Annotated in this window: 28 protein-coding genes; 16 read left to right on the top strand and 12 right to left on the bottom strand. The window is 55.3% G+C overall.

Annotation, left to right across the window (positions count from 1 at the left end):
• Window positions 1–44 precede the first annotated feature (44 nt).
• The 8 genes from CTT34_RS02355 to CTT34_RS02325 all read left to right on the top strand — a co-directional run bounded on the left by CTT34_RS02355 (window position 45) and on the right by CTT34_RS02325 (window position 7,085).
• A complete protein-coding gene (locus CTT34_RS02355; protein ID WP_159340869.1) occupies window positions 45–2,519 on the top strand; it encodes a heavy metal translocating P-type ATPase in 2,475 nt (824 codons plus the stop codon).
• 33 nt (window positions 2,520–2,552) lie between these two features.
• Window positions 2,553–2,678 carry a hypothetical protein gene (locus CTT34_RS18540; RefSeq protein WP_258955997.1) on the top strand — a complete coding sequence of 42 codons (126 nt, stop codon included), beginning with the start codon at window positions 2,553–2,555 and terminating at the stop codon, window positions 2,676–2,678.
• A 64-nt stretch (window positions 2,679–2,742) separates the two neighbouring features.
• On the top strand, window positions 2,743–3,573 hold the full coding sequence (gene dsbG / locus CTT34_RS02350; protein ID WP_022522190.1) for a thiol:disulfide interchange protein DsbG: 831 nt from the start codon (window positions 2,743–2,745) through the stop codon (window positions 3,571–3,573).
• Between the two features lie 61 nt (window positions 3,574–3,634).
• Window positions 3,635–4,312 (top strand): TVP38/TMEM64 family protein, encoded by a 678-nt coding sequence (locus tag CTT34_RS02345; protein ID WP_053856992.1) that lies wholly within the window; start codon window positions 3,635–3,637, stop codon window positions 4,310–4,312.
• A 90-nt stretch (window positions 4,313–4,402) separates the two neighbouring features.
• Window positions 4,403–4,930: a DsbE family thiol:disulfide interchange protein gene (locus CTT34_RS02340; protein WP_053856991.1), complete on the top strand. Its 528-nt coding sequence runs from the start codon at window positions 4,403–4,405 to the stop codon at window positions 4,928–4,930.
• 68 nt (window positions 4,931–4,998) lie between these two features.
• On the top strand, window positions 4,999–5,811 hold the full coding sequence (lgt, locus tag CTT34_RS02335) for a prolipoprotein diacylglyceryl transferase (RefSeq protein WP_035563007.1): 813 nt from the start codon (window positions 4,999–5,001) through the stop codon (window positions 5,809–5,811).
• Window positions 5,808–6,350 (top strand): protein-disulfide reductase DsbD domain-containing protein, encoded by a 543-nt coding sequence (locus CTT34_RS02330; RefSeq protein ID WP_022522186.1) that lies wholly within the window; start codon window positions 5,808–5,810, stop codon window positions 6,348–6,350. Before lgt ends, CTT34_RS02330 begins: the two co-directional genes overlap by 4 nt.
• Window positions 6,351–7,085 (top strand): sulfite exporter TauE/SafE family protein, encoded by a 735-nt coding sequence (locus CTT34_RS02325; RefSeq protein ID WP_113271216.1) that lies wholly within the window; start codon window positions 6,351–6,353, stop codon window positions 7,083–7,085.
• Here CTT34_RS02325 and CTT34_RS02320 read toward each other — a convergent pair.
• Complete coding sequence (locus CTT34_RS02320; protein ID WP_035563000.1) at window positions 7,082–7,507, bottom strand: MerR family transcriptional regulator; 426 nt, start codon at window positions 7,505–7,507, stop codon at window positions 7,082–7,084. The two genes, CTT34_RS02325 and CTT34_RS02320, sit on opposite strands and share 4 nt — an antisense overlap.
• Before the next feature lie 246 nt (window positions 7,508–7,753).
• Here CTT34_RS02320 and CTT34_RS02315 point away from each other — a divergent pair, with 246 nt between their 5' ends.
• From CTT34_RS02315 to CTT34_RS02285, 7 genes are all read left to right on the top strand, one after another.
• Window positions 7,754–7,990: a hypothetical protein gene (locus tag CTT34_RS02315; RefSeq protein WP_035562998.1), complete on the top strand. Its 237-nt coding sequence runs from the start codon at window positions 7,754–7,756 to the stop codon at window positions 7,988–7,990.
• A gap of 100 nt (window positions 7,991–8,090) precedes the next feature.
• On the top strand, window positions 8,091–8,531 hold the full coding sequence (locus CTT34_RS02310) for a DUF411 domain-containing protein (RefSeq protein WP_159340868.1): 441 nt from the start codon (window positions 8,091–8,093) through the stop codon (window positions 8,529–8,531).
• A gap of 14 nt (window positions 8,532–8,545) precedes the next feature.
• Window positions 8,546–9,094, top strand: a complete 549-nt coding sequence (locus CTT34_RS02305; RefSeq protein WP_174788515.1) for a TlpA family protein disulfide reductase — start codon at window positions 8,546–8,548, stop codon at window positions 9,092–9,094.
• Window positions 9,095–9,106: 12 nt separating this feature from the next.
• Window positions 9,107–9,490 carry a hypothetical protein gene (locus tag CTT34_RS02300; RefSeq protein ID WP_159340867.1) on the top strand — a complete coding sequence of 128 codons (384 nt, stop codon included), beginning with the start codon at window positions 9,107–9,109 and terminating at the stop codon, window positions 9,488–9,490.
• A 16-nt stretch (window positions 9,491–9,506) separates the two neighbouring features.
• Window positions 9,507–10,250 (top strand): cytochrome c biogenesis CcdA family protein, encoded by a 744-nt coding sequence (locus CTT34_RS02295; RefSeq protein WP_113271214.1) that lies wholly within the window; start codon window positions 9,507–9,509, stop codon window positions 10,248–10,250.
• Between the two features lie 23 nt (window positions 10,251–10,273).
• A complete protein-coding gene (locus tag CTT34_RS02290) occupies window positions 10,274–11,140 on the top strand; it encodes a WD40/YVTN/BNR-like repeat-containing protein (protein ID WP_159340866.1) in 867 nt (288 codons plus the stop codon).
• Complete coding sequence (locus CTT34_RS02285) at window positions 11,100–11,603, top strand: c-type cytochrome (protein ID WP_227404209.1); 504 nt, start codon at window positions 11,100–11,102, stop codon at window positions 11,601–11,603. The genes CTT34_RS02290 and CTT34_RS02285 overlap by 41 nt, the downstream gene beginning before the upstream one ends.
• 732 nt (window positions 11,604–12,335) lie before the next feature.
• Here CTT34_RS02285 and egtD read toward each other — a convergent pair.
• The 11 genes from egtD to CTT34_RS02235 form a co-directional block, all read right to left on the bottom strand.
• Window positions 12,336–13,298, bottom strand: coding sequence for an L-histidine N(alpha)-methyltransferase (gene egtD / locus CTT34_RS02280; protein WP_159340865.1), 963 nt, complete (start codon window positions 13,296–13,298; stop codon window positions 12,336–12,338).
• A 2-nt stretch (window positions 13,299–13,300) separates the two neighbouring features.
• The gene (gene egtB / locus CTT34_RS02275; protein WP_159340864.1) at window positions 13,301–14,608 is read right to left on the bottom strand and encodes an ergothioneine biosynthesis protein EgtB; all 1,308 of its coding nucleotides are present in this window, start codon (window positions 14,606–14,608) and stop codon (window positions 13,301–13,303) included.
• 52 nt (window positions 14,609–14,660) lie between these two features.
• A complete protein-coding gene (locus CTT34_RS02270; protein ID WP_159340863.1) occupies window positions 14,661–16,070 on the bottom strand; it encodes an NADH-quinone oxidoreductase subunit N in 1,410 nt (469 codons plus the stop codon).
• The gene (locus CTT34_RS02265; protein ID WP_254436442.1) at window positions 16,070–17,041 is read right to left on the bottom strand and encodes a complex I subunit 4 family protein; all 972 of its coding nucleotides are present in this window, start codon (window positions 17,039–17,041) and stop codon (window positions 16,070–16,072) included. The genes CTT34_RS02270 and CTT34_RS02265 overlap by 1 nt, the downstream gene beginning before the upstream one ends.
• A complete protein-coding gene (locus tag CTT34_RS18370; RefSeq protein WP_254436441.1) occupies window positions 16,975–17,556 on the bottom strand; it encodes a hypothetical protein in 582 nt (193 codons plus the stop codon). Before CTT34_RS18370 ends, CTT34_RS02265 begins: the two co-directional genes overlap by 67 nt.
• Complete coding sequence (locus CTT34_RS02260) at window positions 17,553–19,460, bottom strand: NADH-quinone oxidoreductase subunit 5 family protein (RefSeq protein ID WP_217352977.1); 1,908 nt, start codon at window positions 19,458–19,460, stop codon at window positions 17,553–17,555. Before CTT34_RS02260 ends, CTT34_RS18370 begins: the two co-directional genes overlap by 4 nt.
• Window positions 19,461–19,525: 65 nt before the next feature.
• A complete protein-coding gene (nuoK, locus tag CTT34_RS02255) occupies window positions 19,526–19,831 on the bottom strand; it encodes an NADH-quinone oxidoreductase subunit NuoK (RefSeq protein WP_035413666.1) in 306 nt (101 codons plus the stop codon).
• A gap of 27 nt (window positions 19,832–19,858) precedes the next feature.
• Window positions 19,859–20,479, bottom strand: coding sequence for an NADH-quinone oxidoreductase subunit J (locus tag CTT34_RS02250; RefSeq protein ID WP_159340861.1), 621 nt, complete (start codon window positions 20,477–20,479; stop codon window positions 19,859–19,861).
• Complete coding sequence (locus tag CTT34_RS02245) at window positions 20,476–21,402, bottom strand: NADH-quinone oxidoreductase subunit H (protein ID WP_159340860.1); 927 nt, start codon at window positions 21,400–21,402, stop codon at window positions 20,476–20,478. The genes CTT34_RS02250 and CTT34_RS02245 overlap by 4 nt, the downstream gene beginning before the upstream one ends.
• Entirely contained in the window at window positions 21,389–22,705 is a 1,317-nt protein-coding gene (locus CTT34_RS02240; protein WP_159340859.1) for an NADH-quinone oxidoreductase subunit D-related protein, read from the bottom strand. The genes CTT34_RS02245 and CTT34_RS02240 overlap by 14 nt, the downstream gene beginning before the upstream one ends.
• A complete protein-coding gene (locus CTT34_RS02235) occupies window positions 22,696–23,043 on the bottom strand; it encodes an NADH-quinone oxidoreductase subunit A (RefSeq protein WP_035556078.1) in 348 nt (115 codons plus the stop codon). The genes CTT34_RS02240 and CTT34_RS02235 overlap by 10 nt, the downstream gene beginning before the upstream one ends.
• Window positions 23,044–23,591: 548 nt before the next feature.
• Between CTT34_RS02235 and CTT34_RS02230 the strand changes: the two genes are divergently transcribed.
• A complete protein-coding gene (locus CTT34_RS02230; protein WP_159340858.1) occupies window positions 23,592–23,963 on the top strand; it encodes a copper resistance CopC family protein in 372 nt (123 codons plus the stop codon).
• Window positions 23,964–23,969: the final 6 nt, after the last annotated feature.

Below are 23,969 nucleotides of genomic sequence, written 5' to 3'. Positions count from 1 at the left end.
TTTGCCTATCGGGTCGTCGATAAATTAACAGGGAGATCGTCATTATGACGCAACACGTCGACATCGAGATTCGTGGTATGTCCTGTGCTTCCTGTGTTGGGCGTGTGGAGCGTGCACTCAGCCAGCAGCCAGGAGTGATCAACGCTCAAGTAAACCTCGCCACACAGAAGGCGGCTATCCAGGTCGAAGCAGGTACCGCAACCGCTAACCTACTCAATGCCATTGAAACGGCGGGCTATCAACCGGTGGTAGAAAGCCTCGACATACCCGTCACCGGCATGAGTTGCGGATCTTGTGTCTCTCGGATTGAGCGAACGCTAACGAAGCTGCCCGGCATAGTGGAGGTGAGTGTTAACCTCGCCACCCAGAAAGCCTTCGTTCGTTTCCTGCCGGGAGTCGTTTCTCTACCGCGTATTCAGCATGCCATCCGCGAGGCAGGCTATGAACCACAGGATACCGATACGCCGCCACCGACGGACAGCGAGGACCGGGAGAGAGCTGAGCTTCGCCGCCGAGTCGTGCTCGCGGCAATATTCACGATTCCGGTGGTCATTATCGCCATGGGGAAAATGATTCCCGCTTTTGACACGCTGTTAACAAGTCTAATGCCGCATCGCGCCTGGATGGGCGTCGAGTGGTTATTGGCGACACCGGTGCAGTTTTATGCAGGTGCACGCTTCTATCGTGCCGGCTTCGCCGAACTCCGGCATTTTAATCCGGGCATGAACAGCCTCGTCATGATCGGCTCGAGCGCTGCCTACTTCTATTCAGTCGCCGCCTTGCTGGCGCCCGCGCTCTTCCCCGTCGGAACAGCCGTGAGCTATTTCGAAGCGGCAGCGGTCATTGTGACGCTAATTCTGCTCGGTCGCTATTTTGAACACATTGCCAAAGGTCGCACTTCCGAGGCGATCAAGAAGCTTCTGCAATTACAGGCGAAAACTGCCCGTGTCATCCGCGAGGATGAAACCGTCGAGCTGCCTATCGACGCCGTCGTCACGGGCGATCGTATTTTGGTTCGCCCAGGGGAGCGTGTTCCAGTCGATGGCATCGTTGAGGAGGGTCACTCCTACATTGATGAGTCGATGATCAGCGGTGAGCCAGTGCCGGTCGTCAAACAGAAGGGTTCCGAAGTCGTCGGTGGCACTATCAACAAGAACGGTGCACTTACCTTTCGGGCCACGCGAGTCGGTGCCGACACCGTCTTGTCGCAGATCGTCAAGATGGTGGAAACGGCCCAAGCGGAGAAGCCCCCCATTCAGCAATTAGCCGACAAGGTTGCTGGTGTGTTTGTTCCTGTGGTCATCGTTATTGCCGCGATTACCTTTGCACTCTGGTTCGCTTTCGGACCGGCGCCGTCTTTGTCCTTTGCCTTCGTCACTACCGTTAGCGTGCTGCTAATTGCCTGCCCCTGTGCGATGGGTCTGGCCACCCCAACGGCCATCATGGTCAGTACCGGGAAAGGGGCCGAGATGGGAGTGCTATTTCGTAAAGGGGCGGCGCTTGAGACGCTGGCCAAGATGAATACGGTGGTACTGGACAAGACCGGCACTTTGACCCAAGGGCGCCCCGAACTGACCGACTTCGAAGCGATCAACGGCCATGAAAACGAAGTGCTGCGACTGGTCGCGGCGGTGGAAGCTCAAAGCGAGCACCCCATCGCCGAGGCTATTGTACAGGGCGCCAAGGCCCGTGGGCTGGAATTACCCCCGGTCAGTCGCTTTAGTGCCGAGCCTGGCTACGGCATTGAAGCCGAGGTCGACGGCCACTTGGTGCAAGTAGGAGCTGATCGTTACATGCGTCGGCTGGAAATCAACCTCGGCCAGGCAGAAACACGCGCCAAGGTGTTGGCCGAGAACGCCAAGAGCCCACTCTATGCCGCGGTAGACGGTCAGCTTGCTGCAGTCATCGCGGTGGCGGATCCCCTTAAAGAAGGCTCTGCCGAGGCTATCGCAGCACTCAAAGCGCAAGGGGTGGGCGTGGCCATGCTCACCGGCGATAACCGTGCTACTGCCGATGCTATCGCACGGCAGGTTGGCATCCAGCAGGTTCTCGCCGAGGTGCTGCCCGACCAGAAAGCGGCAGAGATCCGGCGTCTCCAAGCGGAGGGCAAGCGTGTCGCTTTTGTGGGAGATGGAATCAATGATGCTCCCGCGTTAGCGCAGGCCGACGTGGGCATTGCGATCGGCACTGGTACCGATATCGCCATCGAGTCTGGCGATGTGGTGCTGATGAGTGGCGATTTGCGAGGCATCGTCAATGCCACAGCGCTCTCCAAGCGTACCCACCGGACTATTATCGGCAATTTCGTTTGGGCCTATGGCTACAACGTAGCACTAATCCCCGTAGCGGCGGGCGTGCTCTATCCGTTCATCGGCGTATTGCTCAGCCCCATGCTGGCGGCGGCGGCCATGAGCATTTCCAGTGTTTTTGTGCTGACTAACTCGTTGCGGCTACGCCGTTTCACATCGGATACCGGCAATGCCACACCACGTCCAAACGATGCTGTTCATCGCGCCTAAACCAAACAATGTCGTGTTAACGAGGAATTCAAAATGATGGGAAGTGAAAGCTGCATGTGGGGTATGGCAGGGATGGGCCTAATAGCGATCTTGTTGATTATTGCGCTGGGGCTTGGTGTTGCTGCGCTCATCAAATACCTGTTTTTTAATAAGAAGTGATGAAGCTGGCAACCGAATACAATCGTCCCCTTGGGTAGATCAGAAACTAATAAAGAGAGCATCCATGAGATATATCCTACCTATCACTTATTGCCTAGCTGCTGCAGGTCTGTTAGGTCTTATAACGTTGCCTGCGTTGGCGCAGGAAGCAAGTACTGATGCCACTGAGAGTCGTCAGGCCAGCAGTGCCACGAATACTGAGTCTCCCTTGCCCAAATCGATTACCGCATTGGTGGATCAAGGGTTCACCTTCCATGGCAGCTTCGAAGCGCCTGACGGTCTCCAAGGCTATGCCTTGTCTTATGATAATGAGCCTATGGCAGCTTATATCTCCTCCTCTTCCGACTACGCCGTCATTGGTACGTTAATCGACCCGCAGGGCAATGCCGTTATGGAAAGCCAGCTTCAGGCTCTGGTGCTGGACCCCATGCTGGAAGCTACCTGGAGTGCGTTTGAAAACACTCGTTTTATCTCGGAGGGGAATGATGATGCTTCGCATATTGTGTACACACTAACAGACCCCAACTGCCCCTACTGCAATGCACTCTGGAAAAATTCGCGCCCGCTCATTGAGCAAGGCGTGTTACAGCTTCGTCACGTGCTGGTCGGCGTGCTATCAGAGGACAGTCTTCGCAAAGCTGCTGCAATCCTTGAATCCGACAATCCGGCCAGTGCTCTCGAAACTCATGAACTGGAATTTCGCAATGGCGGCATAAGGCCGGTGGAGCCGTCGGAGGAGAGTCAAGCGCTTCTTAGAAATCACGCCCAGATCATGCGTGAGGCCGGTGCTACGGGAACGCCGACCAGCTACTACCGTGATGAAGCCGGGAAAGTTCAGCGTATCAATGGCGCAGTGTCGACCGACCAGTTTCGCGAAATATTGGGCGTTGAATGATACACCATAACGGTACAGGGCTGAGATGCGAGTCTCCCCAATCACGACCACTGAGATGCACATGGCAACCAAGCTTAGCGTAAAGCAAACGCTCTTTTTGGGGCTCACTCTATTGATGGGCTTGGCGGCCCTTTATTGGATTCTGATGGAGACCGGCGCCTTGTCGGTCTTGACCGACAAGCAGGCCTTGCGTGAGTGGCTTGATAGGCTGGGCGTCTGGGGGCCGTTGGCCATCATCTTTATGATGATGGCGGCCATTGTCATGAGCCCGATTCCCAGTGGCCCAATTGCGATGGTGGCTGGTGCGCTTTACGGCCCAGTTTGGGGGACGATCTATGTCGTTATCGGTGCCGAAGCCGGTGCTCTGCTCGCTTTCTGCATTGCTCGTTTGCTCGGCTATGAAGTGATGCAACGCTGGCCGCGTACGCGGCCCATCCTCAACTGGCTGGGAAAGGAGCGCTCTCAGACAGGCTTGATGCTCATCGTTTTTGCATCCCGATTGGTGCCCTTCCTTTCGTTTGATGCCGTCAGCTATGCGGCAGGTATCACCCCCCTGTCTTTCTGGCGCTTTTTGATCGCCACACTGGCCGGCGTGATCCCCACGGCGTATCTAATCGTCATGTTCGGCGAAGTGCTGATTACGGCCGACTCCCGTGGCCTCACAATCGCGCTGATTCTCATCAGTGGCATTACATTGCTGCCTCTGCTGGCGAAACGCTTATGGGCTCGACAGCCATGACCGATAGCAACCGAGTGCTCTAAATCAACTTTCGTAAGCATTAACAATGCTCAGCAGGCACTTACCCGCTACTACCTGTGAGACGTACACGTGAAATTTCGGACATTGCTATTTTTACCCCTATTGGGCTTTTTTGGTTTGAGCTTTTTCTTTTATCAGGGCTTATCAATGGATCCTAGCGCCAGAGATTCACCCTTGTTAGCTCAGCCGTTTCCGCCATTCAGCCTGACAACGCTGGAAGACCCCTCAAGGCTCGTTGATGAATCTCTTTTTAAAGGAAAGGTGACATTAGTCAATGTGTGGGGAGAGTGGTGTCCGACTTGCAAACATGAAATGCCGCAGTTATTGGATTTAGCCGCGCGAGGCGTCCGCTTGGTTGGGATCAACTACAAGGATACCCAGGCAAAGGGGCTCGAGTTTCTTGACGAGTTCGGGAACCCTTTTGAAGTCAACATCTTTGATCCAGAGGGTAACCTAGGTTTTGAGCTAGGTGTGTATGGCGCCCCAGAAAGCTATCTGGTCGATACCGAAGGCACTATTCGTTACAAACATACAGGTTACATAACGTCTGAAGATGTTGAGCGAGTCATCCAAGAAGTCGAGAAGTGGAAACGATAAAACGGTTATGAAAACGCATTATTTTTTTATTAATGACTCCATCTGTAACGCTAAGTTAAGGAAGGTATATGTTGCAATACCCTCAAATTGATCCGATCGCCATCGCCATAGGCCCTCTTCAGATCCACTGGTATGGCTTAATGTATGTCATCGGGCTAGTCGCTGCTTGGTGGTTGGGTCGGCGTCGCGCCCACCGACTCGGCCTAAGCCACGATGATATGGGCGACCTGATCTTCTACGGCGCCATCGGCATCATCGTTGGCGGCCGTCTTGGCTATGCGCTGTTTTACGGGCTCGAACAACTGCAAGCAAACCCCCTTTGGTTATTAAAAATCTGGGAAGGAGGCATGAGCTTTCATGGCGGCCTTGCCGGTGTATTAGTGGCTGCCTGGCTGTTTGCTCGCAAACATCAACTGGCTTTTATTCAACTGACTGACTTCATTGCTCCGTTAGTCCCGATCGGCCTGGGAGCGGGTCGCCTCGGTAACTTCATCAATCACGAGTTACCGGGAAGAGTTAGTGATGTACCTTGGGCAATGGTGTTTCCATCCATGATGGAGCTGGGCCCAGAGCCACGCCATCCTTCGGCTCTCTACGAGTTTGCCCTTGAAGGTGTCGTGTTGTTTGCCGTGCTGTGGTGGCTATCGCGCCGACCGCGTCAGCGAGGCCTCATCTCTGGGTTGTTCCTGCTTCTGTACGGAGCCTTTCGCTTCATCGTGGAGTTCGTGCGCCTCCCAGACCCTCAGTTGGGATTCATCGCTTTTGGCTGGTTGACCATGGGGCAGCTGTTGACACTACCGATGCTCATAGCGGGTTTTGCTCTGGTCGCTTGGTCCAGACGTCAGCCAGTGGATAAGCCAAAGGCGGCGTTAAACTCATGAAACAAGTCTTCGCTTTTCTAATGGTGGCACTCTTTATAGTCACACCGGTAGCGGCACGTGAAGAGATATTTGGGGTTGGTGACAAAAGCTCCCCTTTTAACCGTTCGACGCAACGTGACTTTCTACCGGCTACAGAAGCCTTCCGAACCACCGCTTGGCGAGACGATGATCGGGTTTATGTCGGTTTCACCGTCGCCGAAGACTATTACCTTCATCGGCATCAGTTTGCGATTGAGAGTCTCTCTCGAAGTATCAATTTCGGAGAGCTGGCTTTGCCACCTGGTGAGCCAATGTCGCACGCATCTTTGGGGGACATTAATGTTTTCTACAATCAGGTGTTGGTGAGTGCGCCCATCGAGGCGAGCGAGACCGTGATCGGACCGTTGGCCGTCGTGGTGACCTTTCAGGGCTGTTCCGATCAAGGACTTTGCTATCCACCCGAACAGGTCGAACTTATCTCACCGTACGGCTCCCCTCCGGCGACCTTCGCCACCAGCCCCTCCCTTGGTACGGCGGATAGCACCAAAGGCGCTCCTTAAATGAATCCCGCCGACCTGAGCCTGCCGCCGCTGGCGGCGGCCTTCGTCTTCGGCTTGCTGGGAGGCGCGCACTGTATCGGCATGTGTGGCGGCATCATGAGTGCCCTGACCTTTGCTGTGCCCCCCAGCATGCGACAACCTAGCCGTTTAGCAGCTCTGTTGCTCGGCTATAATTTAGGCCGTATCAGCAGCTACATGATCGCGGGTGCCTTGGTGGCCCTGCTCGGTTCCGTGCTCAACCATGCATTGGACAGCTTCGCCCTGGTATTGCGTATCCTGGCGGCGGTCATGTTGATACTGATGGCGCTTTATATCGCCAACTGGTGGAAGGGCTTGCTACGTATCGAGGCACTAGGGCGCGTTCTGTGGCGCCGCATCGAACCAATAGGACGTCGCTTGATGCCTGTTGTAAAAGTGCCCCAAGCGTTCGCACTTGGCTCGCTATGGGGCTGGATGCCTTGTGGGCTAATCTATTCGATGCTGGCCTGGAGTCTGGCCGTAGCCGAGCCATTGCGTGCCGCCGCGATGATGGGGGCCTTCGGGCTCGGCACCCTGCCTGCCGTCCTAGCGACCGGTGTGGCAGCGCGCCGCGTCTCAATATGGATACGTAGTCCTGCGACTCGTACGCTAGCAGCGCTGCTAATTATTGCGTTTGCCGTCTGGCAACTCTGGTATTTGGAATCCATGATAGGGATGGTGGATACGCACGGTGCCATGACCCCATCGCAACATTAATGATGACCTCGCTTATCATTAATCTCGACGTCTGATTTTCTAGATCCAAGCGATTCGATGAGCTCCTTCAGGCTGAAACTTTCAGTCATCTTGTCTTGATTCATATTATCTATCCAGCGCGCTATCACCTGGAACTCTTGAGCCCGCAAGTAAAGACGTCCCCTTTGAGTGGCGAGTGGTACTGGTTCAATAAACTCTGCAGTGCCTTGATCCGCCCAAGATAATATTTGCTTGATCTCTGGAAGACTAACACCCAGCGAACGCAGGCAATCGATAAAACGTAGGCGCCCCAAGGACTCTGCATCGTAGAGTTGATAACCGTTGCGCGGGTCGCGGTGCGGTTGCAATAACCCTTCCCTTGTATAGTGGCGTACCGTTTCTGCCGTTACTCCTCCCGTCTGAGCCAGCTCTGAGACTCGCATTGGCTTATCCTCATTCGTTTATTCGTAGCCAGCTTACAACCGTTAGGCTGCCCAAAGGTCAAGTCTTCAGCTGAGCGCTCATGACAAACATTTAGGTTGTATAACGAAATTTAAAATGAGGCCTTGACCTTAAAGTCTGCTTTAAGGATATCTTAAAAAAGCACTTCTGCCACAGGATAAAAAACCGTAATCAAGTCCTACCACCAGCGCGTTTGGCAGAGTGACTCACACACAGAGGAGAGTGTCATGCGTAAACGTAATACTGCGATCCTGTTTACTGCCATTGTTGCTGCCAGCAGCTTCGGAGCTAGCTCGCTTCTTGCCCAAGAAGAGAATCAACAGAAGCCGATGGAGGGCAACGCCATGCATAGCAATATGATGCAAGCAGGGGGTATGCACGACATGATGGGCGATATGAAGTCCATGATGGAAAAATGTAACGCCATGATGGAAAACATGCAGCATGAGAACGACGACGCTTAAAGCGGCTCGGATAGGGTTGCTTGTACGCAAGCAACCTTTTCATCATGCGGATAGCGTCGCTTGGACCTTCCTCTCTGATATCTAACCGGACACACAACATATGAAACATTGGAAAGCGCTTGCCGTTACGTCTTTGCTGGCTTTTCCCGTATCGGGATTGGCGGCTGATATATCAGCGACTCTCTACAAAAATCCCAATTGCGGGTGTTGTGCCGAATATGCCAAGTATTTGGAACAAAACGGCTTCGACGTGGAGACGATCGACACCCATGATCTTGTTAAAATGAAAGCCGAGTATAACGTCCCTGAAGAACTGCAGGGCTGCCATACCACGGTCGTAGGGGACTATCTCTTCGAAGGGCATGTGCCTGTTGAGAGCGTGACCCAAGTGCTTGATGAAAAGCCCTCTATCATAGGGCTGAGTGTGCCGGGAATGCCGCTTGGCTCACCGGGCATGTCGGGAGAAAAGCGTGGCCCGTTGGAAGTCTATGCCATCGCCTCGCAACCGACTGAGAGCCCCGACATTTACGCGACTTACTAAAGGATAGTGCGGCGATGAAACTCCCCATCCTGGCAGGATATCTCGTAGCTGTATTTCTGATGACTGCCACATCCCTTGCCATGGCCACCCCGTCAGAAAGCTCAGGGCCACAGGGGTTTCTTCTCTGGGCTACCCCCAACGACGTGGCACAAATCAGCTTCGAGGATAGCGACGGTACCCCTTTCACGTTGGCTGACTTTGAAGGAAAGCTGATTCTACTAAACATCTGGGCAACATGGTGCGGGCCTTGCCGAGAGGAAATGCCCACTTTAGATGCCCTGCAAGATGAGCTTGGCAGCGATGATTTTGAGGTGGTCGCCTTATCGATCGACCGTAAGGGGGTCGAGATTGTTAATGAATTCTATCAAGAGATAGGCATTGAACATCTGGCTCCCTATATAGATAAAACCGGAATGGCTAGCGCAGATCTTGGGGCCGTAGGTATTCCCACGACGCTTCTACTTGACCGCCAAGGCAAAGAAATTGGGCGCCTCGTGGGGGAAGCCGAGTGGAACACTCAAGACATGATCGACTTTCTTGCCGAAATGATTGCAACCAGATAATGAGGTAGCACCATGAGTTGTTGTGACGACAAAACCCAACAGAACAAACAAAAATCGGGGCTACAAGGCCGGTTGACAGGGCAACGCGGCCTGATGTTGCTGGGTGGCGTGGCAGTGGCTGGCGGCCTTGCTTTTGGCTGGGATAACCTGGTTTTGCTGGGCATCGCGCCTATACTATTGAGCCTATTGCCATGTCTCATTATGTGCGGATTAGGCCTATGCATGATGAAGTGCAAAGACAAAAAAGGTGAAGCGACCGAGCAAAGCGACGCTACCAATGTTCAGGCTCGGGTAGAAGACGCTTCAGAAGTGCATGCCGGAACAGCGCCTACCACTCGCCAACTAGTCGATCAAAGCGAGTCAATCAAGCAGTCCTCATCAAAATTCCAAGCCTAGCCATGGGTAAAGGGTAATGCTTGAAGTAGCCAATATAGGACTGGTCACTGCCTTTCTGGCAGGCCTGATCTCGTTCATTTCGCCCTGTGTTTTGCCACTTGTGCCTGGCTATCTTTCTTTCATGACCGGCCGCTCGCTCGGACAATTACAGGAAGCGGATAGACGAGAACGTCTGCGGGTGTTAACCCAGTCGATATGGTTCGTGCTCGGTTTTTCAACCGTTTTTTTGTTGCTGGGAGCCAGCTCCACTGCCATTGGTCGTCTGCTGCTGGTGTATCGCCAAGAAGCAAACCTAGTCGGTGGCCTTATCGTCGTCCTGTTTGGCGCCTTCATGACCGGGCTCATGCCATGGCGCTGGTTTCATCAAGAATGGCGGTTTATGGGTCGACTGAAGGACGTCGGTGGAACCCGCAGTGCAGCTTACTTACTTGGTTTAGCGTTTGCATTTGGCTGGACCCCCTGCATTGGCCCAATTCTGGGTGCCATTCTTACCGTCAGCGCCTCCACGGCCAACGCCTGGAGCGGGATGGCGTTGCTCGGCGTTTATTCTTTGGGTCTGGGCGTGCCCTTCATGCTAAGTGCCCTTTCACTTGATCGCTTCATAAAGCACCAGCAGTTCTTGCGCCGCTGGGGGCGCTTTATACATATCGCGGCTGGATTGATCATGATTCTGATGGGTAGCTTAATGATCACTGGCAAACTATCCGAGCTGTCATATTGGTTATTGCGCACTTTCCCTGCCCTCGGTGTTATCGGTTAATGGTTATTTAAGGAAATATTGAAATGTACAACATCAAGAGTCGTTTTTTACGTGTCTTCTTGCTGGCAGGTTTGGTCGCAGTCAGCCTTGGCAGCACCAGTACGGCCTTGGCAACCGAAGAAGGGTTGCTTTCATTGCATTATGACGTAACAGGCAAACGCCTGTTTAAGATTGAGGCCAACCAGCTATTTCAGCGTACCGACGAAGGCATGGCTTGGAATGCGATTCCCTTGCCCGAAGACGTGACTGAAGGCCAGTTGCTAGCGGTATCGGTTCCCTATACTGACTCGCAAACGCTCTATATTGCAGGCACCTCAATTGGGGTGCAGCGTAGCACCGACAATGGAGAAACCTGGCAAGAGCTCAGCGCTAACCTACCTAGCCGGGAGGTGACTGCGCTAACCGTGCATCGCCGCCAGGACGAAACACTTTATGCGGTGATTGCCGAAAACGGCATCTACCAAAGCGAGGATGCTGGCAACACCTGGAAGAAAATGGACAGCGGCCCTTCACAAAAGGTTAACCGACTCGTTCACTCGGACATGGAAGGCAGCATGCAGACCGGCTGGCTTTACGCGGTATCTGACGATGCGGTGCGTCTATCGATGGACTGCTTTTGCGGCTGGAGACCGACCGGAGAACTTGATGCTGGCAGCGTCTATGATGTGGCATATAGCCTTGACAACCCAAAGCGAGTCTATGTGGCTACTCAGCAGGGCCTATGGCGTAGCGAAACGGGTGGACAAGAGTGGCAACAAGTAACTGGTGACGGCACAGTGCTCGTTGCGCTCACCCTCTCTCCCAAAGGCACGCTCTATGGTTTAAATCAGAAAGGGGAGCTTTTGCACAGTGAAGACGAAGGCCAATCCTGGGCTTATCCCGATGCGTAAGCGCTGGTTTTTCATTGCCTCATGGCTGACGTTAAATATTGCAGGGCACGCCATGGCTGAGGACCGCCCTTCTTCAAGTGATGCGTCTCGGTTGGAAGACGGAAAAAAAGTTTACCGACAATACTGTGCCAGTTGCCACGGTATACAAGGCGAAGGCATGCCCAATTGGGAAGGGCAAAATGCTCTAGGTGAGTTGCCAGCTCCACCGCATGGGCCAGAGGGCCATACCTGGAAACACTCTGATGCCATGCTCTACCGAATTATTGCTGAAGGTTGGCGCGACCCCTGGAATAAAACTGATAGGCTAACAATGCCAGCGTACCAGGAGATTTTGGCTCCCACCGAGATCCGCGATGTGGTGAATTATCTCAAGACCTTATGGACGCAAGAGCAAAGGCGTCACCAAGCAGACGAAAGCGAGCAAGCTCCATTCCCTGAGTCATCTGTAGCAACGCCCGAATAATGGCACATATGAGGCTGTTGTTCTCTTCATATTTACAATTCAGCCTATGTCACGCCAGCTAACCAAAGCCCCTGTCATGCACTTTTTTACGGTGGTGCGTTGCTTTCGAAAGACTTACATCATGCGCTTCAGTTCACCTTAATTGCTGGTGATACGCAGCGTTAAGGTCACCCCTTGGTCATTACGATTGGAGAAGTTAAAGCCATGATTGCCCGAAAAGGCGGTCTAGCCACCTCTCATCTTCAGAGACAGCACCCCTTTTCATTTCTAATGGAATTGCCAACACCCGGTACCCCTATGCCGATTTTAAAAAGGACGGGAAGCGCATGCCCTGAATGCAGCGGGGTTGCCCATAAGGTACTCATCTGCTACAGGCGGTCTTTGGTGCCGAAGTCACAAACCTTCTGCCTTAGGCGCAGTTAGTAAATGTCAGTAATGATGCTTGGTTCGGCAGATCGCTCCGCCCTCACCAGCTCTTTCAGCGGGAACGCATGCGTGCCATCAAACCGACCGAGACCTGCTAAGTGCCACGACCACCGGCATCACTGCAGCTATCTGCTACGAAGGAATGGTCCTTAAGCGCGCCCCTCAATTCAAGGTGGCTACCCTCAGCGCCGAAGTGACATCGCGAACTGGCGCGACCCCTTATGTGTGCTTCCGGGATTGGCCTGTTCTTGGCCTTCCCTATCAGCGCTTAATGTGGAGTTGTAGTGGTCGCGCTATCAGTGTCCCCTAGGCACGCGTCAGGTAGTGGACGCTAAACAAGCTATTCGCATCGGTCCAGGACGAGAGCGCCTCAAATCCCGCACGACCCGCCAACGCCTGAAACCCCTCGACCGTATATTTATACGAGTTTTCAGTGTGGATTGTCTCGCCTTCCAGAAAACTGAAACGCTCCCCTTCAATAGTGACGACTTGAGATAACTGACTGACCAGATGCATCTCAATACGAGAGTGTGCTTCGTTGAAGAATGCCTGATGGACAAAATTGGCGGGATCGATTTTAGCGTGCAGCTCATGCCGTAGTCGTTCCAATAGATTTAGGTTGAATGCTGCCGTCACACCAGCTGCATCGTTGTAGGCGGCTTCAAGGGTCGGCTTATCCTTAACCAAGTCGACTCCTACCAACAATCCGCTGCCGGTGGGTAACAAAGAATGCAGCCCGCAAAGAAAATCTTCAGCGGCTTGGGGGTCGAAATTACCGATACTTGAACCAGGAAAAAAACCGACCGGTCTTTCGCAGCATAGCCCGTCCGGTAAGGCCATATTGCAACAGAAATCGGCACAGGCGGCATGAACTTCAAGCCATGGGTAATCCGCTGCTAGTCGTCGTGTACTGTCGAGCAGAAAATCCCGCGAGATGTCGATTCCCAGGTAACTGCTAGGACGCATGGCTTCCAGTAGAAGTCGTACCTTACGGCTCGCCCCGCTGCCAAGCTCGATCAACGTCGCTTCATGCCCGGCTATCTCGGCTATATCATCGGCGGCCTCCGCGAGGATCGCCTCCTCGGTCCGTGTCGGGTAGTATTCTGGCTGCTCACAAATTTGATCAAATAACTCAGAACCACGCTGATCATAAAAGAACTTTGGCGAGGCGAACTTTTGATCGGCTCTGAATCCCGTCAGTATCTCATCGCGAAGCGATGTTGAGGCTGGGGTCGGGTGCAAGTCGTGGAATTGTACGGCCAGGCTCATGATTAGCTCTCCTTAGCAAGACGGAATCCGGAAAAAGCCCAACGGGCATGAGGTGGGAAAAAATTACGATAGGTCGTGCGGATATGGTCTTCCGGGGTGGCACAACAGCCACCTCGAAGCACCATCTGCCCCGACATAAACTTGCCGTTGTATTCACCTAAGCTGCCCGGCAACTTGCGAAACCCTGGATAGGGCCGATAGGCGCTTCCGGTCCACTCCCAAACATCACCGAACATCTGCCTCGGCCCCTCGCTGGAGCCGACCGGGGCAGCCGCGACCGGCTGAAGATGGCCTTTTTCGACGAAGTTGCCCTGCAGGGGGACATGTTGAGCCACCGCCTCCCACTCGGCCTCAGTAGGTAGGCGTGCACCGGCCCATTGGGCAAAGGCATCGGCCTCGTAGAAGCTGACATGGCAAACCGGCGCATTCACGTCCACTGGCACCAGCCCGCCTAACGTATAGTGATGCCAGATGCCATCCCGCTCGACCCAGTAAAGTGGCGCCTTCCAGCCTTCCGCCTTGACCGTGGCCCAGCCATCCGACAGCCAATAGTCAGGTTTGTCGTATCCCCCCGCCTGCATGAACGTGAGAAATTCACCATTGGTAACCGGACGGTCAGCGATCTGGAAAGCCTCAATGAATTGACGATGACGCCCCATTTCGTTGTCGTAGGCAAAACGGCTATCGTCGGCATCATGACCTATCTGCCGCACTCCGGCTGGATAAGCGTGCCAACCGAGTTCACCGACCTCATGGGCGGGTGCCGACACAAGATCACCTCGATAGACTGGGCAGAGCGGGTTCTGGGCCAGGATATGCTTGATGTCCATGAACAGCAGTTCCTGATGTTGCTGCTCGTGAGGCAACCCAAGCTCCAGACGATGGAGTATCTCCTGCAGGTGTTCTTGCGGAGGGTCGTTGAGCAATTCTTCCATGGCCTGATTAATATGCGCGCGATAGCGATAGACGTCATCCACTGTGGGGCGCGAAATCATGCCGCGCTCAGGACGAGGAAACGGCGTACCGTGGGTCTCATAGTAAGAGTTGAAAAGGTAATCGTATGCGGGGTCGAGGGTCAGGTAGCTGGGGTGAAACGGCTTGAGGATGAAGGCTTCGAAGAACCAACTAACATGAGCAATGTGCCATTTGGGGGGACTGACGTCTGGCATGCTCTGCACCATGTAGTCTTCCTTATACAGAGGCTCACATATTGCCTCGGTAGCGGCACGGACCCGCTGGTACGCACGCAGCCACTCCTTGGTATGAATGCTATCGATTGTTTCGATAGTTAAATCTTGAATAGGTGACATAAATAACTCCCTCTAAGTATTACTCCGTTTAGCTAGATTCGGCAGGCCAGGCCTAACGCACAAAGCCTATCGAATCCGTGAACTCCATTAGCATTTCTGCACCAAGCCCACCGACAATCAACAGCAAGCCAGACACGATCATGGTGGTTCGTGCCCACTGGCCCACCAGTACATGCACAGTGGGTCGGGTATCGCTAAACATCATCCGCGCCACGATGCGCAGGTAATAGAACAGCGAGACAACGGTGTTGGCGGCAGCCACGAATGCCAGCCAAGCGTATCCCCCCTCGATCGTGACGCTGAACAACATGAGCTTGCCAAAAAAACCGATCAGCGGCGGGATACCCACTAAAGAAAGTAGCGAAGCGATTAATATCGTTGTGGCAATAGGGGCTTGTCTGGCTAGCCCCTGATAGCTCTCCAGTGCGGTGCGCCCTCTCAGATAGGTGACCACAGCGAAAGCCGCCAAGTTAGCAATGGCGTAGCTGGCCAAAAAGAACACCAGCGCCGGTAGGGCCTGGTCGCTTGTTCCCATTACCACGATCGCCATCAAGGCATAGCCGGACTGGGAAACCGATGACCAACCCAGCAGGCGCCGTACATCTGTCTGTCGAAGGGCAGCCACGTTACCCAGCGTCATGGTCGTGACCGAGATCAGAGCCACGATCGCTCGCCAGGCGACATCCGGCGGCATTAATGACACGAAACGGGCCAATGCGACGGCAGCGCCAATCTTGGGAATTACGGTCAAGAAGGCTGCCACCGGTGCCGGGGAACCTTGGGCTACATCCGGCATCCATGCGTGGGCCGGAAAAGCCGCCAGCTTGAAGGACAAGCCCAGTATGATAGAGGCAGTGGCGATGGTTAGCGCCAGGCTGTCGTGACCCACGGAAAGTCCTTGTGCGATTTCTGGATAGCCTGTGTTACCAGTCAGGCCGAACAACACGACAACGCCTATCGCCAGTAAAGTGTTGGTCAAGGCTCCCATCAGAAAATACTTCATGCCAGCTTCCAGGGCGGGTGCCCAGGTGCGGTGATAGGCAGCCAGCGGATAGCTGGCCACCGACGACAGCAACACACCGACGACCAGTTCCATGGTGTCACTGGCTGACGCCATCATGATCACACCCAACAACGCGAACAACATCAATGCGTAATACTCGGCATGGCGGCGATCGGTCTGCATCCACTCAGGGGACATGGCAATAACCAGCGCGCCGGCAATCAACACGACTAGTTTGCTGGAGAGTGCCATGCCGTCCAGGGCCCACACACCCGAGAACGTCAGCCGCGGCGGTCCATCCCACTGAGTAAAGGTCAACCCAATACAAAGCCCAATCGTGAGCAACGCCAGTACAGCCGCCCAGACATGCTGATGTTGTCGGGCGAAAGCCGCGAACAATACGATAATCACAGCACCGAGCGTCAGGCTGATTTCCGGCAACACATCACCAATAGGCATCAGCGGGCTCCTACCAACAGCGTTGCTGAAGCCTCTATGAGGGTCAGCAGGAACTGCGGCGCAATACCGATGATCACGAAGCTTGCCGACAGCACCCCGAGCACACCCCACTCAGCTGGGCGCAGATCGTCAAACTTCGCCCATCGCTGCGGCATCGCCCCGAAGAACAGTTTTTGCAGCATCTGCAGAAACAACGCTGCCGTGATCAGAATGCCCAGCACACCAATGACAGCGAGCCAAGGGTAGACGGCAAAGGTGCCGGCAAAGATATGGAACTCCGCCACGAAGCCGGCCAGACCAGGAAGCCCCAGGCTGGCAAACGAGGCGAGTATGGCGAACGTTGCCAATAGCGGTGCCTGTCGGAGCAGCCCACCATAGCTATCCAAATCGTATTCCTCGGTGCGCTGCCAGAACGAGCCGCAGATCAGAAACAGCGCCCCGGTAATCAGTCCGTGTGCCACCATCTCTACCGTGGCCCCTATCAGTGCCATCTCGCGGGCATATACCGCATCCTGGAACAAGGCGCCAGCCACGGCGATCCCTAGCACCGTGTAGCCCATATGATTGATAGAGGTATAGGCAATGCGTCGTTTCAAATTTCCCTGGCCAAATGCCACGAGGGCACCATAGAGAATAGAAACCACAGCAAAGAGAGCGATAATCAGAGCGTAGCGGGCAAAGGTCTCCCCCATCATTGAGTACGGAATCCTCAGAATCCCGTAGGTGCCCATCTTGAGCAGCACCCCGGCGAGAACTGCCGAGGCCGGTCCGGGAGCGTCGACATGCGCTTGGGGCAACCAGGTATGCACGGGCACGATGGGAGCCTTGATGGCGAAGCCGAGCATGAGGGCGAGAAATATCAGGCCAGCAGACACACCCGCTCCCGCCAATGGCTGCTGCTCGATCAGCACTCGCATGTCAAAGGTGTGTGGCTCGACTGATAGATAAAGCCCGATGAATGCCAGCAACAACAGTAGCGAACCACAGAAAGTGTAAAGAAAGAACTTGAATGCTGAATGCTGGGCCTGACCGTGCCCCAGCGGCCGATCAGGAAAAACATCCCCACCAGGCTCAGGTCGAAAAAGACATAGAAGAGCAGCAGGTCCAACGCGAGGAAGACGCCAAGCGACACGGACTGCAGAAAGAGCATCCAAGCGTAGTACTGCCGAGGCTGGTTCTGCGTGTTAATGGGATAGGCAATACTGGCAGCGAAGACCAAGGCACTCATCGTCGCGATAGCCAGCGCGATGCCGTCTACGCCTAGCCGGTATGCCATGCCCAGGCTGGGTACCCAAGGCACCTCTTCGACAAATTGAAATAGTGCGCCTTGGGTATCGAACTGCAGCCAAGCCCAGGCCAGCAGTAATACAGGTAATAGGGAAACCCCCACAGCAAACAGGCGAGCCGTGGTCTCTGTCCAACGGCGTGAAACGGCGAGTACGAGAGCCCCCAGCATGGGGAGGCCCAAGGTTGCGGTGAGAATCAAAGGAGTGCTCCTATGCCCAAGATTATAAAAATTACGGCGAACCCTGCCGCGATACCGGTGTAGTAATGATGCGTCTGTCCGGTATGGACCTGCCGCGCTACTTGGCCCGCCCAGTCAATGCCTCTCGCTAGTAGGCTCGTTGCGCCATCGAATGCCCCTTCGCCACGTCGATCACTGACCTTGGCCAGCCACACGCCAAAACGGGCGCTGGTGCGGATGCCAGCATCTACAGCTCGATCGTCGAAGCGTGCCAGACCATGGCTGAAGGATATCGCAGCGCTTACTCCGCGGCCCCGTAATCCAGTATCCACTACGCGATCATCGAAACGTGCCAAGCCATGGCTGAACCTCATGAAGGTAGCAATCCCCCGCTCTGCCAGAGCTGGTAGGCCAAACCAGTTCGCCATAGCAGCATGCGTCTCGCTCTGTCGGCTCTGATTCGACCCCTCACAGCGCACCGCCCAAAACCCAGCGCCAATGCCTAGCGTCACCAGCAGTAGCGACAGGATCAGTTCCCACAGTTTGGTTTGGGGAAGCTGGATCGATAGCAGGTTAGCAAGATCGTTTCCCACACCGGGCCACCAGAGCAGAGATAGCACTAGCGTGCCTGCCGAAAGCAGGTAGAGCGAGCCGGCCTCAACCGAGGAGTGCCCTGGCTGTGATGGGGCCGTTTTCGTGGGGCCATGCAGACCTTGTCCAAATGCGAGCAACTGAAAGCGTGTTGCATACAACGCGCTGAGCCCACCAGCGATGGCGGCGATCACGGCCAGCCAGGACGCCTGATGACCAGCAGCAGTGATGATCTCCTCCTTGCTCCAGGATGCCCCCAGCGGGATAACCCCTGCCAGCGCCAGACTGGCGACCATGGTCGCCACTGCAATCCCCGGAAGCAGTCGCCCAAGGCGCATCGTATTTAGCGAGTAGCTGCCGGCATGACGTTCGGCAATGCCGGCAGCTAGGAACAAAGCCGCTTTCGTGAAGGCGTGTGTGACGAAGTGCACCAGGGCGACACCGGGAAAGCCTGCCCCAACCGCTAACCACATCAAGCCATACTGAGCGGATGTCGAGGCGGCCAGCAGCTTCTTGGCATGCCTTTGCAGATAGGCCACGACGCCCCCTGCCAGGGCGGTGGCCAAGCCTAACGTGATGGCAACCGGCCCAAACCAGGCAACGGCAGCCATCTCCGCATGCAGCCGAATCACCAGATAGATACCTGCGGCGACCATGGTCGCCGCGTGGAGCAATGCCGACACCGGTGTTGGCCCGGACATGGCGGCAAACAACCATGGCGAGAAGGGAATCTGGGCGGACTTGGCCGCTGCAGCCAACACGGCGCCGGCAACAAACACATCCAGTAGCCACCCATCGAGTTGGGACAGGTCAGCAAAGGCAAACGAGCCAGTGCCGGCAAACGCTGCCGCCGCTGCAATGTACAGCCCCAGATCCCCGAAGCGAGTGACCAGGAACGCCCAGGCGGCATCCCGCAGGTTGTCGGCCTCTTGCCACTCGTGGGCAATCAGTGCCCATGAACAGGCCCCGACCAGCTCCCAGGCGATCAGCAGGGTTACCAGATCCTCAGCCAGCACGAGAAGCTCCATCGCCCCGACAAATGCCGTCAGCAGAGCGACCAACCTGACGGGTGGACGCGTTGGCACGCCCTCACTGAGGGGCTCAGACTCATGGTAGGCGCTATAGGCTATGATCAGTGTAGCGATCAGTGGCACGACGATGGCAAATACAGCGCTCGCTGGTGTCATCCCAACCGACAGGACGATCCGTGAGCTCCAGCGATAGGCACCACCCCAGTCCCCCATGAGCGCCACACTCGCGAGCAGCAGGGTAACGACAGCGACTGCCGCCCCCATCAGGCCCAACACGGCTCGACCACTATCCCTAGCGGACAAGCGCTTGCCAAGCCAATACATCCCGGGGGCGGCAAGCATTGGGAAAAGAGGAACAAACCACAACATCAGTGCTTCAACCCGGTCAGTGACTCGGTCATGTCGGCCTGCTTACCGCGGAAGACGGCTACTACCAAGGCAAATCCCATGGCCATCTCAATGGCCATCACCGCCATAACAATGATCGTTAGCAGTTGCCCTTCTGGCGCCCCAGCCCCGCTAAAGGCCCAGAACGCCACCGCGGCGAGCATGACGCCATTGAGGATCAGTTCTAGTCCCATCATCAGCATCACGAACGATTGCTGGGAAAGCGCACCATAGATCCCGATACCAATCAGTGCCGCTGCCAATAGCAAAAGTGTGGTTAGTGTCATGCAAGCCTCCCTGCTTTGCTGTCCTTGTCAGTGGTGGTGATGTCCGCCACCCTCTTCGTCTTCGTCCTTTTCCTCGGGCTTACCCGCCGGATCGCCACCCGGCTCCAGCCCCGGCGGTAGCGAGCCCACTGCAGCCGCCCCATAGCGGCCCCGATGACTCGACAACACCACCACGCCGATCATGGTGGTTAAAAGCACGATGCCCGCCGACTCGAAGATCAGCATCGAGTCACCAAGCATCTCATTACCTAGGGATCTAACTGGCTCAAGGTCTGCCGAGACTGGCTGGTCAGGAAAGGCAGCCAATAGCGCCATGGCGCCCAATACCAGGAAGCCGACAATCCCCGCCCCGATAGAGATACGCTCCTGGTGAACCATATTCATCGGGTTAAGGCCGGCAGGATTCATCATGAACATGACCATGAACAGCGCCATGACCGTCATCTCCACAGCCATCATGAAGAACATCGCCACGCCCAGGTATTCCGCTGCCAGCAGAATCATGATCACGCCTACGGCGATGAACGACACCAGCAGGAAAAAGGAGGCGCGTACCATGGAATCGGTACGAAACACTCGCCATCCGGTGACCACCGCGAGCGTGGCCAATGACAGAAACGTGATATCAATGCCAATGCCGTGATTCATAGCAGCGCCCCTATGCCAGCCCACACCAGGTCGATAAACGACAGTGGTAACAGCACCACCCACATCAAGGTGACGCAGCGCTCAGGGGCAATACGCGGCAGTACCCGTCCAAGCAATAGCAACACGAGTAGCACTGCCAGCATCTTGATGGCCACCCATAACGGACCGGGTAGCCAAGGTCCCATCCAGCCACCTAAAAAAGCACTTGCTGCCACACCACTGAAAGCAACCAACATGGCCGCCCGAGCCACATCCCAGACCAGCCGAGGTGGCCCAGAGATCTCAGAAGCCGTTCCTCCAGCCAGGTCCTTCGAATCAGCAAGGTTGAGCGGGCCCCAGAAGGTCATGCCTAGGCCGACAATCAGAAACAATGGCAACCCCAGCGGTTGGCGTATGACATTCCACAGCGCTTCTTGCGAGGCGACCACTTGGGTGAACTGTAGCGATTCGGCCGGCAATGCCACGCCAATTAGCACAAACATGCTGATCAGGATGTAAGAGAGCCCTAGCGCCACATAACGGTAGCCGCCGATGAGTGCCAGCAGCGCGTTTGCCGACCAGCCATGCAAGAAGATAACCACTGTCGCTAATGCTTCCACGCTGCCCCACAGCACCACGCTGGTGACCAAGTCAGTGGCGACCAGCGACTCCGACCACGGCACCACGGCCAGTCCGATAGCAGCCAACGCCAAATACAGTGCCGGCGCCAGCCGCCAGGCCTGCCAGTCCGGTGCTTCGGTGGCATTGGCGTGTTGGGTCATCAGCCAAGCCCCCCGGGCCATGGGAGCAAGCCAGACACGGCCTGCCTGAGGGGCGCCGAATGCACCGGCAATAAGCCGATCAAGCACCGCTACGACGTAGGCGCCGACAGTCAGCATGAACATCACCATCAGTACTGGCAGGATCAGCTCACTTAACAACATTACCCGAACCTCCCGGCACTGCCCGTGACTCACCAGGCGACTGTGTTCCGCCCCCTCCATCGGCTACCGCCGCTATATCCAGACTAGCAATAGTAGCCAGTGCATCGCCCCACTCCAGGCCTGGTAAGACCTCGTCAAGAATCGCGCTAGCATCTTCGGGAGGCTGTTCGTCCCACGGCCCCCGTGGCGTCTCGATGCAATCCACATCGTTCGTGTACACCTCATCCCGTTCGGCCTGGCGTGCCAACATTAAGGATTGTTCGACTTCGTCCAAGATTTGCTTCCAACGGGCCGAGACTCCTCCTCCGTCCTGGCATACGGGGGAAAACCCTAGACGGCGATAACCGGCATCGTGTGAACGCAAATCATCAGCCAGCCCGGCAGCACGAGCGGCAGGCCCGCCAAACTGTCGGGCCTGCTCTGTATTGAGCACACCACCGCCTACAGCAGCCAGATGAAAGAAGCCACTGCGAACCAGGCGTCGACGTAGCCCATCTAGCGTGCTTGATGTCGACAAACCGTATGCCAGGCGCAAGGAACTTAGGCTGAGTGCTTCCAGCCCAGCAAGATGCAGCACATGGTACAGGCGCTGCAGATGATGACGGGCCCGTGCGAGCTCAATCTCGGCGATGGGGACGGGGTGCTTCCGAGCGTTGAAAAACACCGCGTCGAGGCGTTGCGGATACGGCTCCAACTGCGTTTCCCATGACTGAACCAGATCCCCCTGCAACGTAACCTCCGCTGCCATGCCGGGCGGAAATGCCATGAAGAACGGCCCGAGCCGAAAAGTCAGCGAATCCAGCGTCAAACCATCGCTGATATCGTCCTGCATATTCATGGCCATGGGCCGCCCGTAGGGCACTCCACCCATCATGCCTTCGCCACCTTGGCCGAAGTCTCCTTCACCTTTCCAAGGATTGGGCGGTCTATCCGACAAGATGCGGCATCCACTGTCACGCTGGCCTGTCATCAGTTCACGATGTGCTTTGGTTAGAGCCGCAGGTAAATCGGTGAGATCATCGATCCGATCCACGTTTTCAAGATGAGGCCACGGTTCGTTACGAAACCACAGCGTAGTGAAAGGATCAGGCAACTGATCGTGAACACGACGTAGAGGCTCTAATCTATCAGCCGGAACCTCCCCCGCAATCAGCAACACACTGGCGTGGCGTGGCGAATCGACCAGTTCGATTTCCGGCGATAGCGCGAGGTACCGCAGCGCTTTATCGCCCTGCTTGCCCAGCACAGGAAATACGGGAGCCCGCTTATGCGAAGCGAGTTTCCGTAGCCAGTTCACTGCCACTTGAATACCCCCTCACGCCAGGCGTAAACAATGCCAACCGACAGGATGGCCAGGAACATGCCCATCTCCATTACTGCCATCATGCCCTTCTCTACGAAGACAACCGCCCATGGATACATGAACATCATCTCCATTTCGAAGGCGATCAGCAGCAGCGTCATGGGATAATAGCGGACGTGATAGCGGCTCCAGGCGTGGCTATCTGGCGTACCACCGCCTAGAAAAGGCGCGCGCTGCGGGTAGGTGGCTATCGGCTGGTGGCGCATAGGCAGCCACTGCACTAGCAGGCCGGCGCCTAAGCTCAGTAATAAAACAATAAGCAGAGTCAACAGTTCCATGCGAATCCCTCGCGTCATTAGCCAGCAGATCCTTGCCGTAAATTACAAAGTAGTAGATTTGACCTGCACATATGTACGAGCGTAGATAACAATCTTGAATGTAGACTGAATATGCTGTCTAAAACTTGGTACAAAAAGTAATAAACCGCAAGGTGGGTGCAGTCTCTGAGTGCAACACTACCTAATAGATGGCGGGCGGACTTTCATGATGCTTTGCCAATACTGAACCGCTCCGGCTTTACTGGAGACTCCTTTTCAGATCATTTTTTCCGCCATTTTCAGCTCTGTTTCAGGTTGGCACGCTATAACACCGACTCAGTTCCATGAAGAAGAGCGCGTACAAATGCTGCTCAAATACATCTTCACCCAATAAGCGAAAACCCAGCAGCCAAAGAATCCATGAATGCTCTCTTGGTTCTTTAAGAGCAAGATGCCATGTGCCTTGTTCGTCAAATAGGGCAAATGAACGATGTCTGAAGGCTCAACCGAATCAGATTTGAAGCCTCCGCGACGAACCATTCAAGCCTAAAAAAATATAAGGAAACGGTATGCAAAAGAAAACGACTTCGCTCCCTATTATTCACGCTACCTTAGCAACGCTGTTGCTGTCGCTCGCAAGCCCAGTGTTGGCCCATGAAGGGGGCGCAAGCACTTCGCCTAAGGATGGCGTCACCATTCAGGATTCCCCAGCAGAGATTGGCATCGAGTTTGGCGGCATGATGCGCATCACCCAGTTTGAAGTGGCAGGCCCGGACGGCCCCGTTCCTCTTGATGGTCAGCCAGGCAGTGAACAGGTCGATCGCTACTTCGTAAAGCCCAGTGACATTCTTTCGGCTGGGGATTACCAGGTGCGCTGGCGTGGCCTATCGGATGACGGGCACATGATGTCTGACGGTTTTAACTTCTCGGTCGAGCCTTGACCCGTG

It is taken from the genome of Halomonas meridiana, assembly GCF_009846525.1.
GTDB lineage: Bacteria > Pseudomonadota > Gammaproteobacteria > Pseudomonadales > Halomonadaceae > Vreelandella.
This window is presented reverse-complemented; position numbering and strand designations above follow the sequence as displayed.